Source organism: Pseudanabaena sp. FACHB-2040 (assembly GCF_014696715.1).
GTDB lineage: Bacteria > Cyanobacteriota > Cyanobacteriia > Phormidesmidales > Phormidesmidaceae > JACVSF01.
In genome coordinates this window covers 57,002-68,817 of sequence record NZ_JACJQO010000002.1, presented here as the reverse complement: position 1 = coordinate 68,817, position 11,816 = coordinate 57,002, and the positions used below count along the sequence as shown (strand labels likewise).

The window sequence follows — 11,816 nt, the reverse complement described above, 5'->3', positions numbered from 1 at the left end:
TTCCAACTATCTTCTTACCAGCCCGAAAAACTCTGCCACATTTTGCTGGGCGACTATGCCGCTGTTGTTGAGGCGATCAACCGCATGGCGGTGCTGCATTATTGCGATCGCATCTCCTGGCTCGACCCCATCCCTACTGGCAGAGGCGGGGAGCACATTAGCGTGATAACACGCAGGCAGAGCTAGGGAAAGGGAAGGGGGTGGATGGGTAGATGGGATATACTTACTCTCCCACTCTCCCACTCTCCCACTCATCACTCTCCCACCCCTCCCACCGCCTCCTCAATAGCGCCGAATCTCCTTAGCCGTGGTTCCCATCGCGGTGCCTGCTGCGTATTTGGAGTATTGCTCAATGTGGTAGTCGCCTGGATAGGCGGTTGCTTTGACTGGCTCTAGATCCTTCATGGTCTGCCACCACTGTTGTAGCCGGGTACACTCTGCGGGTACTGTCACGCCTCGGTAGTGCTCTAGGGCTGACCAGCGCTCGAACCACGGGTAGTAGGAAAAGTCTACGAGGCTGACCGTATCGCCTAGCCAGAAGGGGCCTACTGAGAGCTTGCATAGCCCTTCCTGCTCAATAAATATGAGGTGTTTGCGAATCTCTTCGGCCCACTCTTGCTGTTTTTCGGGTTCCTGGCTCAGCAGCAGTTTGTAGAAGGCGGGAATGAGCTTGGTATTGGCAAAGTCGATCCAAATACGTGCGATCGCACGCTGACCCGGCTCTGAGGGCAGCAGTGCCGGTTGGGGAAAGACCTCTTCTAGGTATTCGTTGACGATCGCCGATTCCCAAACCCGGTTTGACCCGTGAATCAGGACCGGCACTTTGCCATAGGGAGAAATATCTAAAAAATTAGCAGGTTTGTTTTGCAGATCGATCTCGGTAACTTCAAACTCTACGCCTTTGGCCAGCAGCACCAGGCGGCTACGCTGAGCGAAGGGGCAGACGGCAGCACTGAAAATTTCAACCTCAGCCATAGGGGTTTAAGGATGCTGGTAGAGTCTACATTTCATGAACCTAGCATGGCTGCCCGGAATCTGTCGGTTAACGTTGATTCCAAGCAATAGGGTGTACCTTTTCGCTCAAATCAGGGGCTACATGTTATGAAACCACTGCCTTTTACCATTGAAAGATTGGTCTTTAGAGATGATCCAACCGTTCAGCACCTGTCTTTTGAGCCAGATAAAGCTGGCGAAAATAATGCGGTGCAGCTAGTCGAGGTGCTGAGCAGCTCTCCCAGTAAGGCGACCATTCCTGGCTATTTTGTCATGAGCAACGCCCCTCCTAATATCGAGGATGCGTATGAGTCTGACCCACAGGATATGGAGAATGCAGAGCAGGGCCTTGAGGAAATTGCTGACCACCTTTACCGCATCCATCAGCAGAGCGCGACAGCCCCAGAACTGGTTATTGCTGTGCATGGCTACAACACCAGTCGCGGGTCGGTGAGGAACTGGTACAAGGACATTTTTCAGTACATCAATAGCTACGATGGGGCCATTTCTAGCTACGCCAATAAGGTGTTTATTGGCTATCGCTGGCCTTCTGAAAATGTTGAGCCGGGGCGCTTGAAAGAAGCTTTTTCGGCGCTGCCGCCGCTGCCTCGGGATCTGTTGATTGGCGGTGTTGTTGGTGCGATCGCATTGCTGATCCTTCAGCTGTTTCCCGTGGCGCGCACTTGGCTCGGGTTTGTGCTGGCGCTGGGGCTTTCTGGCTTGATCTTGCTGGGTGCGCTAATACTGGCGCTGGTGATCATGCGGCTGATTGTCTACTTCCGCGACAACTACCGGGCCAACAATTTTGGTGTGCTAGATCTGGTGGAAATGATCAGGCTGCTGGATCAGAAGCTGGTCGAGCGCAGGGCCAAAGATATTGCGGCAGAAAACCCTGACCATCCCGATGCCTCTGCCGCCGCTTTAAACTATTGGGAAGAGGCCCCTGAGGGCAAGATCAAGCTTTCCTTTGTCGGCCACAGCATGGGAGCCTTTGTGGTGACCAACGTAGTGCGGATTTTATCTGACGTGTTTGACAGCCGGTCTATCCAAAAAGATCCAACGGCTGAAATCGGCTACGTGTTTTGCCTGGGGCGGTTAGTGTTGGCCTCACCTGACATTCCGGTGCTGACGATTATCAGCAGCCGGGCCAACTTTTTAGACTCTTCGCTGCGGCGGTTTGCTGAGTCTTACCTATTTAGCAGTGAGGGCGATATTGCTCTGCGCATTGCTTCGACTACTGCTAACTACATCGCTTTTCCCAGTCGCACCCAGGCGCGCGGCTACCGGCTGGGCAACGTGGCAGTTCGCTCAACGTATCAGTCTCGGCAGGACTATGGCATTGTCAACCTGAATGTGCTCGATCAATACTTTTCTCCCGGCATTTCTATGGAGGATGCGATCGCACAGTCCCCTGAAAAAGTGCTTGATTGGCTGTTTCTCACCCATCAGCGCTCGGCTAAGACTCGCTGCCTGACGCTAGCTGATTTGTTTAAAGATCAGACTCGGCTGAACAAAGACCGAGTAACGGTCTCTGACTTCTTCACCTTCTTTGACTGCACCGACTATAAAGATGTCACCTTCTCAGTGCGCGACCAGCAACGCTCTAAAACTCCGCAAGGAATCTTGACTCGGGCCAAAGCCAAAGGACCGCTGCGGTGGCTTGATTATCTGCAGCTCACCCTTGACTACGCCTTTGGTAAACGGGATGTGCATGGCGGCTATTTCCAAGGCGAGTTTAGCCAGCAGATGCTCTACCGAATTGCCTTCTTAGGCTTTACTGGCTATCTCAAGACTCTTGATAGCGACAGCAAGCTGGCCTACGACCCCCATGCTGCGCTCAGCAAGCTGCATATGCAGTGCCGCGATAAGGGGGTGCAGGGCCTGCTTTCGCCTATTCGCTACCGAGTCGACATTCAGAAGCACAATCTGCAGGAAACGAAGCACGAAATGCTGGAGGCCATCAGCAAAGACCCTGCCGCCACCCCTTAAAATTGGGCTTTGACGTTTTCCGGGTGGGCAGTGCCTACCCTACGAAGTGATGGGCGGCTTAATTATTGCAGGGGAGCGCAGCGGTGCAGGCAAAACGACGGTTACCCTGGCGTTGCTAGCCGCTTTGGGTCGCCGCTCCCAGCGGGTGCAGTCATTTAAGGTGGGGCCAGACTACATTGACCCTATGTTTCACCGCTACGTCACCAGGCGGCCCGCCTATAACCTCGATCCGGTTCTCACCTCCGAAGCTTACATTCCCAAATCCTACGCCTACTACAGCCGGGATGCAGAATATGCCTTAGTGGAGGGAGTTATGGGCCTGTTTGACGGGGCTTCAGGCGCGCATGACTTTGCCAGCACCGCCCACATCGCCCGACTGCTCGATCTGCCGATCCTTTTAGTCATCGACTGCAGTCGCCTTTCTCGCTCCGCTGCTGCCATCGTCCACGGCTACCGCACGTTTGACCCGCGCCTACAGTTCGCTGGAGTGGTGCTCAATCGCGTCGGTAGCGATCGCCACCTAGACCTGCTCAAAGCCGCCCTGACTCCCCTCAACCTACCCATCCTCGGTGTCCTTCGCCGCCAAGAAAGCATCACCATTCCTGACCGCCACCTAGGCCTAGTGCCCACCGCCGAACTGCCCGAACTGCGTCAAATCACCGATCAGCTGGCTGACTTAGGAGAGCAGTGCTTCGACTGGCAACAGTTAGAGCCCTTGCTAAAACTAGAGCACCCCCCTCACACCCCAATCGAGCCTCCCTACGCCTCCTCCCTTCTTTCCCCATCTACTCACCCACCCATCTACCCATCCACCCATCCACCCATCCACCAGCCTAGGATTGCGATCGCACACGACTCGGCCTTCAGCTTCTACTACCCCGACAATCTGGAAATCCTTGCTGCCCTCGGAGCCGAGCTGGTTTACTGGAGCCCTCTAAAGGACAAATCCCTTCCCGAAAACATCCAGGGCCTCTATTTTGGCGGCGGCTTTCCAGAAGTTTTTGCCGAAGCGCTCTCTGCAAATAAAACCGTTCTGCAGCAGGTCAAACAAGCTGTTCAAGCAAACATCCCTACCTACGCCGAATGCGGCGGTTTGATGTACCTCTGCCAGAGCATTGCCGATTTTGCAGGCAATGTTTGGCCTATGGTCGGGGTACTGCCAACTGCCATTGAAATGGGCCAGCGGCTAACGCTGGGGTATCGGCAGGTCGAAGCCCTACAGGCCAGTTCCCTATTACCCAAGAACATTCAGGCACAGGGTCACGAGTTTCACCGCTCCAGGCAAACGACCTTAACAGCTGTTCCGCTCTACCGCCTATGCCCCTACGATGGCAGTCGCTCCCCCACTGAAGAAGGCTGGCACATCCATCGGGTTCATGCGTCCTATGTGCATATGCATTGGGGAGGGAGCTTTGCGATCGCGCACGAGTTTGTGAAGCAGTGCCAAAGCAGAATGATTGAAGAACTGCCAGGGAGCAAAGGGACGCAGGGCTTGGAGCAGCATTCAGACCCTTAGAATTTCTTTTGTGGATGTTCCGAATGCGTGTATTTGAATGCGTATAGACAGTTTAGCGTTGAGGTGAAGCGTTTCATTCTAAGAAACTGCCTCCTTCATCGAGCCGCCTACCTGTTGTACTCACCAGATTGGCAACTTCCCACCGAATAGGAGGAGCCAAAACAGCTTTACTAATACTCTGAGCCCTTACCCACAGTGGGTAAGCATGCCAATGGTAGTCATAAGCATACTGCCAAGTTTGCTCAAAAATACCAACGTTAACAGAATACTTGCCACTGCATAGATCAAGCCGCTCACAGTAAAACTTTATTTTCCCTTTCCCCTGCTCAAGAGGGAGCCGAGGCCCTATGTTTTGTGTATTTTCATCCAAGCACACAACATCATCTTCTCGATTAATTGAAATAGAGAAGATAACGGATTCCATTTTATTGGGAGCGTTATAAGTAATTTCAACACAAAGTGGGTCGCCTCCGTCAATATGATCCCCAGGTAACAATTGCACATCAAGGATCTCGACTTCTTGAGAGCCAAAGCGATTTTCGTTCACCTTGAGTTCCTGGCCGGAGCGGGTAAGCTGAGGCGGCCGCTGAGGGGTACGCTGCAGCGTTTCAGTACGCATTTCAGTCACATACTGACCAACCACAACAGGAACCGTTCCATAGGCAACTGCCTGCCCCTGCCGCAACCACAAGACGCGATCGCACATTTGCTCAACTTGGGCAGTATCGTGAGATATCAAAACAATCGCACACCCCTGGCGCTTAAGTTCAGCGATTTGATTTAAACATTTAGATTGAAAGGCTAAGTCACCAACGGAGAGAAACTCATCAACTAGTAATGTGCCTGGATCTGTGTGAACAGCAACTGAAAATGCTAGCCGCATCTGCATACCAGTGCTATAAGTCCGCACCGGATTATCAATAAATTCGTGCAGTTCAGAAAACTCGACAATTGAGTCAAATCGTTTTGCTACTTCCCGGCGAGTTAATCCAGCTACAACTGCCATTACAAAAACATTCTCCCGCCCCGACAAATCTCCGTGGAAACCGGCACCTAGTTCTAACAAGGCTCCAATCCGACCTCTCATACGGATCTGTCCTTCGTCGGGTCGCCCTACCCCACCTAAAAGCCTCAGCAGCGTGGACTTGCCTGCTCCGTTATGGCCAATAACGCCCAACATTTCACCAGGTCCAACCGTGAAGCTGATATGACGCAAAGCCCAGAACTGACGAACAGGATGCATCCGCCGCACTCCACCTAGAGCGGCTTCCATAATGGTGGCAGGTTTATGAGTATGGTACTGGCTAAAGTACTTCCCAAGATTATGAACAACAATCTCGTTATTCATTCATGTAACCTCGCACACATCTAAATCTCAAGCAGATTGGACAAAAGAAACTAGTGCTAGACCCCTGCATTTAGACTAACCTTGAAGTAAGACTTCACTACCAACCTTGTGCAGTTGGGCAACCTTTCTATAAACTTCAGACATTTGTTTTGCAGTAGAAGCATAGTTATATCTGAGAGCCTTTGTACGAGCTGCTTTAGACAGTTTAGCTTGATAGTCCGGATTGCTTAGAACCTTGAGCATTCCCTCTGCAAGTGCTTCTGGGCTACCCTGTTCGCACAAAACACCAGTCTCACTATCTACATATTCAGGAATACCACCAGTGTTTGTAGCTACAACTGGCAAGCCTGACGCCATTGCTTCCAGCAATGCATTGTTTGCGGTGGCCTCCTGAAAGGAAAATACAGCTAAGTGGGCTTTTTGATAGGCTGCTTTTAGGTCTTCATCGCTTAGTCCTTCAAGGAATTGAATTCTCTCATCCTCTAAACCATCAAAGAAACACTTTTTATTGTTGCGTGTTCCAACAGCAATAAATCGCACCTGAGGATTAACCTGCCAAACCAGCTGCATAGCTTCCTTTAATGTTTTGAAGTCACGCAGATGAGAACCTACAGTAATGCAGGTTGGCTGGTCAGCTTTGTTATTAGAGGGGCAGAAAAAATCCGTATCAATCCCATGAGGGACAACGAAAACGCGCTGTCTATCGAGTATTTCCTCAAAATACGGACGCTGCGCCTCAGAAACAAGAACAACCCCATCCAAATTTTTTGCAATTCTTTCAATAGCACCAAGCTCTTTAAGATGCGGCGAAGGTTGGTGAAAAGAAGCAATCAATAGGTTTCTGGTTCTAGTCCAGCCTTTAAAGAAGGGCAAAAGCCATAAATCTGAGTCTCCATATAGAACATGATAAACAGATTTTCTGTGCAGCAACATGTGCCATAGCGTTGCCACTTCTGTGAAAAAAGCACCCAGGGAGTACCATAAGTGCCCAGTTACTACATTAATAAAAATAGTTAGGGGCCAACCAATAGGTCCTAATGTCCAGCGAAAATTAACAGGAGGTCGAAGAAAATCGCCTAAATAACGGCCATACCCTTCATACCCAGAATGAAGTGCATGATGCTGATAACGCAGCCCGACATAGAATATTTTCTGATTCAGCATGATTAATTTTTTCGAGTTTTACGAAGGATAAAAAGCAAAGTACAATCAAAGCTCTTCAACGAAACGAAAGCTCTGACGCTTAAAGATTTTGTAACCAAAGGGTAGCGTGACAGCAGTGAACAGCCCTAACAAGAGCAGTGAATGCCAGTTGGGGGAAGCACCATCAAGCAAGATAGCTCGATAACCTGTCACAATGTGAACCAGTGGGTTGAGTTCATAGAGAATCTTATATCGGGAGGGCACATTACTAATGTTGTAAAAAATAGGCGTCACGTAGAAGAGGAGTTGAAGCACTACCCCAAGCGTGTGCTGAACATCTCGAAAGCTCACGTTCAAAGCTGCTAACAGATAGGCTAATCCAACTGTAAAGACCATCTGTAATAGCTGCAAAACAGGGAGAAACATTACATAAGGTGTCAGATGTACACCATCTAACATCAAAAATACGATTAAAACTGGTAGAGCTAAAACAAAATGAACTAAGCCAGTAGCAGTAATGACTACTGGCAAAACTGTAATTGGGAAGCCTGGTTGCCTAATGAGTGCGGCGCTATCGATAATTACCCCTGTTGCCTGAAACAGAGAGTTTTGAAACCATGTCCATACTAGTAACCCTGTAAAAACAAAAGAGGTATAGTGCGGCATGTCAATGGGCAAAATTAGCTGAAACACGAATACAAAAACAGCTAATTGTAGTAAAGGATTAAGTAGTGTCCACGCTATTCCTAAAGCAGAGCGCTTATACAGCAACTGCATCTCTCTAGAAATTAAGGTGTATAGTAAGTCTTGAAAGTAATCGAATCGCTGCCCAAATCTATACATTTGCTTCAAAGAGAAACTGTTTGCCTAGTGCTCAAAAAACTTCATCTTGAAATCAGACTTCAAATCTAAAGCTACATGTAATTCTTTTGCTAGCTTTTGCCTGCACTAGAATTAACAATGTGGCTGCTTGAGGAAATTGGAACAGCTCCTGATCTTTTCTCGGAGCGCAAGAAATGCGTTTTCAGCGTAGAGAAAACACCATTGATATTTCCCAAAATTTCCACAAGAACGAGAGATATTTTGTGGCTTTTGCGATGCAGCAGAACTTCTTTTACTTGCCTCAGATGAAACAAGGGTAGAGCAAGCAAAAGATGTATTAGCCCTCGCCAGTCACCATCTTTCAACCAAACTTTTAAGTGAAAAGCGGCATGGTTTTTTCCATGCTTGTATAGCTTTTGTTGGAGGAGTTTTACATTATCTAGATTCTTATCCCAGAGATAAGCTTTGGGCTCATGTAGAACTGTGTAACCTAGTTTAAGAATTTTGTACAGATGATAGGTATCCTCAGCTCCTCCTGCTGATAAATCCTTATCGCCTAGAGCTTCATCCATTAATTGAATGCAGGGATGGGTAAAAATCTTAGAGCGAAAAGCTATGTTAGGGATGCCGCCTAGCCACTCAATTGGGGATGGCTTATAGAATGATGACTCAAACCAGTTCCCAGTAGCACAGAAAGGTTTGAGATACCAATCTGGAAAAGTAGAGCGGTTTAGTAGTTCTTGAGTAAGTGGGTTAACAGCTGATGGCAGCGTAGCGCCAGTAACCGCCATAACATCAGCGTTCTCAAAAGGCTCAACCAAGGCCTCTAGCCATTCGGAAGAGAGGTTAACCCTATCGTTGGTCAGGAGAACGATATCTCCTCTACTTGCCTTGATTCCTGCATTGTAAATACTGGCTGAGTTACTACTATTCTCAGTAATTACTAAGGTGTTTGGAAAGTCAGACTGAATGGCGCTCTCTAAGTCTGAAGTAGAGTCATTAGCCACTACAATGACTTCAAGTTCTGTTTGGGTTGGCAGATGGTGAAGTTGGGTTAGAAAATCCTTTAAAGTATCTACCTGCTTGCAGGTGGCAATGATAATTGATACAAGTTTTTGCTTTATCCAAGCAACCTCATTCTTTTCACTATTGTCTTCCTGACTTGATTGGCAATAGTGCTCGTACAGAGTTGAAAATATTTGACTTGTATCATAGCTTGTGTAACCTGCTCTCGCGTATATACCGGGAGTAGGAGCTAAATTAAGTAACTTAAAGCCAAGAGCTTCAACAATAGCTTCTCTAAGCCTATCGGCACTAACAACCTGATGCAGATTAAAGATGTCTACACTGCCAAGCAGCGTATTGTTTCGTAGAATGACAACACGAACACAGGGATAATCAACTACATCATTTAAAGATGGAATAGGCTGTGACAACTCAACTGTACGCACAGCAGTTTCTGTTCGCCGTTCATGGCTGCTTTCTTCAGAAATAGAAGCCGACTCTTGGCCTGGCAGGATAATTGGGCCAAAGTCCTTTTCAACCTGAGTTGCAGCTTTCTGAGCTTTAGGATAGCGGTTCAGTCCCATGAAGCAACCCTGCAGTTCAGCCAGAATCAAGTCTCTTGGGTAACGAGCTGGGTAAATTAAAGAGATTATTAAACGACGTAGGTGCCAGGACAAAAACCAAATGATTCCCAGCTTTAGGAACGAAAGCAGCTCGTCTGGATACCTGCGAATGCCTGCGTGCATATAAGAATATGCGCCCCCGTTGCCAGAGAGTTGGTAACGTAGTCTGGCATAGTCTCTGCGGTGACGATGGAAGACAACAGCGTTCGGCTCATATACAAGTGGATGGCCTTCTTTGATGACTCGGAAAAACATTTCTTGATCACCACCGCCGTTGGTAACTGTTCCAACATCTAACGCAGGATCAAAGTAGCCAATTTCACTAAAGACTTTGCGTCGATAGGCCATATTAGCGCCAGCCCCGCAGTTTCCTGTCCCCAAGAACCACCACGGGAGCTTATTGCCTCGTTTCACATAAAATCTCTTCTGTTGAAAGCCTTTACCGAAGCCCCCACACATCTCAAACAAGACTTGTGCTTCTGCTTCTAATTCATAGGGTACAATTAAGCCTGTAATGGCCATTACTTCTGGATTCTCGCAGAAGTGTTTTGCGATCGCACTCACCCAACCTGGATCGACCACCACATCATCGTCGGTATAAGCAATAAATTCTCCCTTGGCTTCATAAATGGCCCGATTACGTGCCCAGTCCAGGCCTGGTCGAGGTTCACAACAATAGCGAACATGAGGATATTTACTTTTCACCAAGTCTTGAGTGGCGCTGTTAGTAGGCGCATTATCTACCACTAAAACATCTAAATTAGGGTAATCTAAGCGGCTAATTCCCTCAAGGCAAAGGTCAATATCGGCAGGGCGATCGCGAGTACAAACCGCAACGGTTACTAGTGGCCAGGGGCCCTCATAACTTGCTGAAGGAGCGCTGAGTAAGTCCTCCATTTGAAGCCCATTGGGTGGAGAGGGCGCAGCTAAGCCATTGACTAGCAGTTGATGGATGATAGCGTCGCCGTGTTGTTCTAAGATAAGCCGACTGAGGGTTTCTGAAGAACAGTTTCCTGCTGTGATAGGAGCCTGAACATATCCAATTGGTTTACCGTGTAAACGGACAAGCGCCAGTAATTGCAGATAAACATCTAGGCCCGAAAAACCCGGTATCGTACGGCTCAATTCAATATCAACTACTTTAATGGGATACAGCATAGGTGCGACGAAACTTCCTACAAAACTGATAATGAGCGGTGTAACAAGTAGCTAACGCGGAGCTTAAACCAAAGATTGATTGGCTGAACTGTGAGGGTACGAATTTTATTGGTTGGAGCTATATCTTTCCAGGGTTGCCTATGAATATCTCCAGAAAAACTATTGTCTGAGACCATCACCTGAATACCAAGTTTAGCTATGCTTTTAAGCAGTACGAAGTAAAAACCTGGTCGCCAAAGGGGTGTAAGGGGATCTACTTGGAATGCTCTCCAAAGCCAAAATAAGGAACGGGAATAATTTTTGAGAGCTTCATTTTGCCGAGCAAAATATAGATATAGGCTACTGCTAGAAAGCCGGTACGCTAGGCGAGAAATCTCTGGATGCCTCATCATCATCTTCGAGATCATTATCGAGTGAGAGTTTGCCATTCTATTAAAGTCGGTTGACATGCTCTCGGCAGTCTTTCGATAACCTACTAAAAAAATTGGAACAACACGAAACTGATAGTTCTCAGCAATTCTTAAATACAGGTCCCAATCTTCGCATCCCTGTGCACCTTGACTTAAAAATTGGTTGTCATAATGTCCTACTTCATCAAAACATTCACGGCGAATCAAAGAGGCACTGGCATTACCTAGAAAGTAATGACATAAAAGGGTTTTGTGGACTTTTCCTTCAATAGAGGAAGCGCAAAACGCTCCAGTCGAATTGTCTGTTTTGTCAATATCAAAAGACCATGAGTAGACCACTCCAACAGACAAAGGATGTTCGGCAAATTGTTCTAATTTTTTTTCTAAATTCTGTGGCAGCCAAATATCATCTGCATCAAGGGGAGCGATAAATTGGCCTTTGGCATTTTGAATTCCCAAGTTTCGAGCGGATGCTACTCCCTGGTTTGCTTGTCTTAGCAGACGAACGCGACAGTCTCGCTCTGCATAAAACTGAACAATTGAAGGCGTCTCATCCTCAGAACCATCGTCTATTACGAGCACCTCAATATGAGTGTGTGTCTGTTTCAATGCAGATTGAAGCGTTTTGTCAATGAAGGCAGCGGCATTATAGGCCGGAATTATCACCGAGACTAAAGGTGATGTCGTAGATGAGGAGATGGCGTGCTCCTTGTTCTTTTCGATCACAGTTTTAACCCTGGATTGTATTCATACAAAGCATTTAGAGATGCCCACTCTTGCATAGTTAAAGCTGGGCATTATTTAAGCGT

General features: G+C 47.9%; 9 protein-coding genes. 2 read left to right on the top strand and 7 right to left on the bottom strand.

Features of this window, described 5'->3' with window-relative positions; all coding sequences use genetic code 11:
• Window positions 1–6: 6 nt before the first annotated feature.
• Together H6G13_RS02050 and H6G13_RS02045 are read right to left on the bottom strand one after the other, a co-directional pair.
• Entirely contained in the window at window positions 7–156 is a 150-nt protein-coding gene (locus H6G13_RS02050; RefSeq protein WP_190481509.1) for a hypothetical protein, read from the bottom strand.
• Between the two features lie 126 nt (window positions 157–282).
• Complete coding sequence (locus H6G13_RS02045) at window positions 283–975, bottom strand: glutathione S-transferase family protein (RefSeq protein WP_190481508.1); 693 nt, start codon at window positions 973–975, stop codon at window positions 283–285.
• A 126-nt stretch (window positions 976–1,101) separates the two neighbouring features.
• Here H6G13_RS02045 and H6G13_RS02040 point away from each other — a divergent pair, with 126 nt between their 5' ends.
• Together H6G13_RS02040 and H6G13_RS02035 are read left to right on the top strand one after the other, a co-directional pair.
• On the top strand, window positions 1,102–2,982 hold the full coding sequence (locus H6G13_RS02040; protein WP_190481507.1) for an alpha/beta hydrolase: 1,881 nt from the start codon (window positions 1,102–1,104) through the stop codon (window positions 2,980–2,982).
• A 49-nt stretch (window positions 2,983–3,031) separates the two neighbouring features.
• Window positions 3,032–4,498 (top strand): cobyrinate a,c-diamide synthase, encoded by a 1,467-nt coding sequence (locus H6G13_RS02035; RefSeq protein ID WP_190481506.1) that lies wholly within the window; start codon window positions 3,032–3,034, stop codon window positions 4,496–4,498.
• 73 nt (window positions 4,499–4,571) lie between these two features.
• Here the strand turns inward: H6G13_RS02035 and H6G13_RS02030 are convergent, their stop codons facing one another.
• The 5 genes from H6G13_RS02030 to H6G13_RS02010 all read right to left on the bottom strand — a co-directional run bounded on the left by H6G13_RS02030 (window position 4,572) and on the right by H6G13_RS02010 (window position 11,733).
• Window positions 4,572–5,846 carry an ABC transporter ATP-binding protein gene (locus H6G13_RS02030; RefSeq protein ID WP_190481505.1) on the bottom strand — a complete coding sequence of 425 codons (1,275 nt, stop codon included), beginning with the start codon at window positions 5,844–5,846 and terminating at the stop codon, window positions 4,572–4,574.
• A gap of 75 nt (window positions 5,847–5,921) precedes the next feature.
• The gene (locus H6G13_RS02025; RefSeq protein ID WP_190481504.1) at window positions 5,922–7,010 is read right to left on the bottom strand and encodes a glycosyltransferase family 4 protein; all 1,089 of its coding nucleotides are present in this window, start codon (window positions 7,008–7,010) and stop codon (window positions 5,922–5,924) included.
• A 45-nt stretch (window positions 7,011–7,055) separates the two neighbouring features.
• On the bottom strand, window positions 7,056–7,832 hold the full coding sequence (locus tag H6G13_RS02020; protein WP_190481676.1) for an ABC transporter permease: 777 nt from the start codon (window positions 7,830–7,832) through the stop codon (window positions 7,056–7,058).
• Window positions 7,833–7,921: 89 nt separating this feature from the next.
• The gene (locus H6G13_RS02015; RefSeq protein WP_190481503.1) at window positions 7,922–10,597 is read right to left on the bottom strand and encodes a glycosyltransferase; all 2,676 of its coding nucleotides are present in this window, start codon (window positions 10,595–10,597) and stop codon (window positions 7,922–7,924) included.
• A gap of 17 nt (window positions 10,598–10,614) precedes the next feature.
• Window positions 10,615–11,733, bottom strand: coding sequence for a glycosyltransferase family A protein (locus tag H6G13_RS02010; protein WP_199305684.1), 1,119 nt, complete (start codon window positions 11,731–11,733; stop codon window positions 10,615–10,617).
• Window positions 11,734–11,816: the final 83 nt, after the last annotated feature.

Coding starts and splice junctions, on each gene's coding strand:
- H6G13_RS02020 (WP_190481676.1), bottom strand. CDS start 7,832: ATGTATAGATTTGGGCAGCGATTCGATTACTTTCAAGACTTACTATAC.
- H6G13_RS02045 (WP_190481508.1), bottom strand. CDS start 975: ATGGCTGAGGTTGAAATTTTCAGTGCTGCCGTCTGCCCCTTCGCTCAG.
- H6G13_RS02030 (WP_190481505.1), bottom strand. CDS start 5,846: ATGAATAACGAGATTGTTGTTCATAATCTTGGGAAGTACTTTAGCCAG.
- H6G13_RS02035 (WP_190481506.1), top strand. CDS start 3,032: ATGGGCGGCTTAATTATTGCAGGGGAGCGCAGCGGTGCAGGCAAAACG.
- H6G13_RS02040 (WP_190481507.1), top strand. CDS start 1,102: ATGAAACCACTGCCTTTTACCATTGAAAGATTGGTCTTTAGAGATGAT.
- H6G13_RS02025 (WP_190481504.1), bottom strand. CDS start 7,010: ATGCTGAATCAGAAAATATTCTATGTCGGGCTGCGTTATCAGCATCAT.
- H6G13_RS02015 (WP_190481503.1), bottom strand. CDS start 10,597: ATGCTGTATCCCATTAAAGTAGTTGATATTGAATTGAGCCGTACGATA.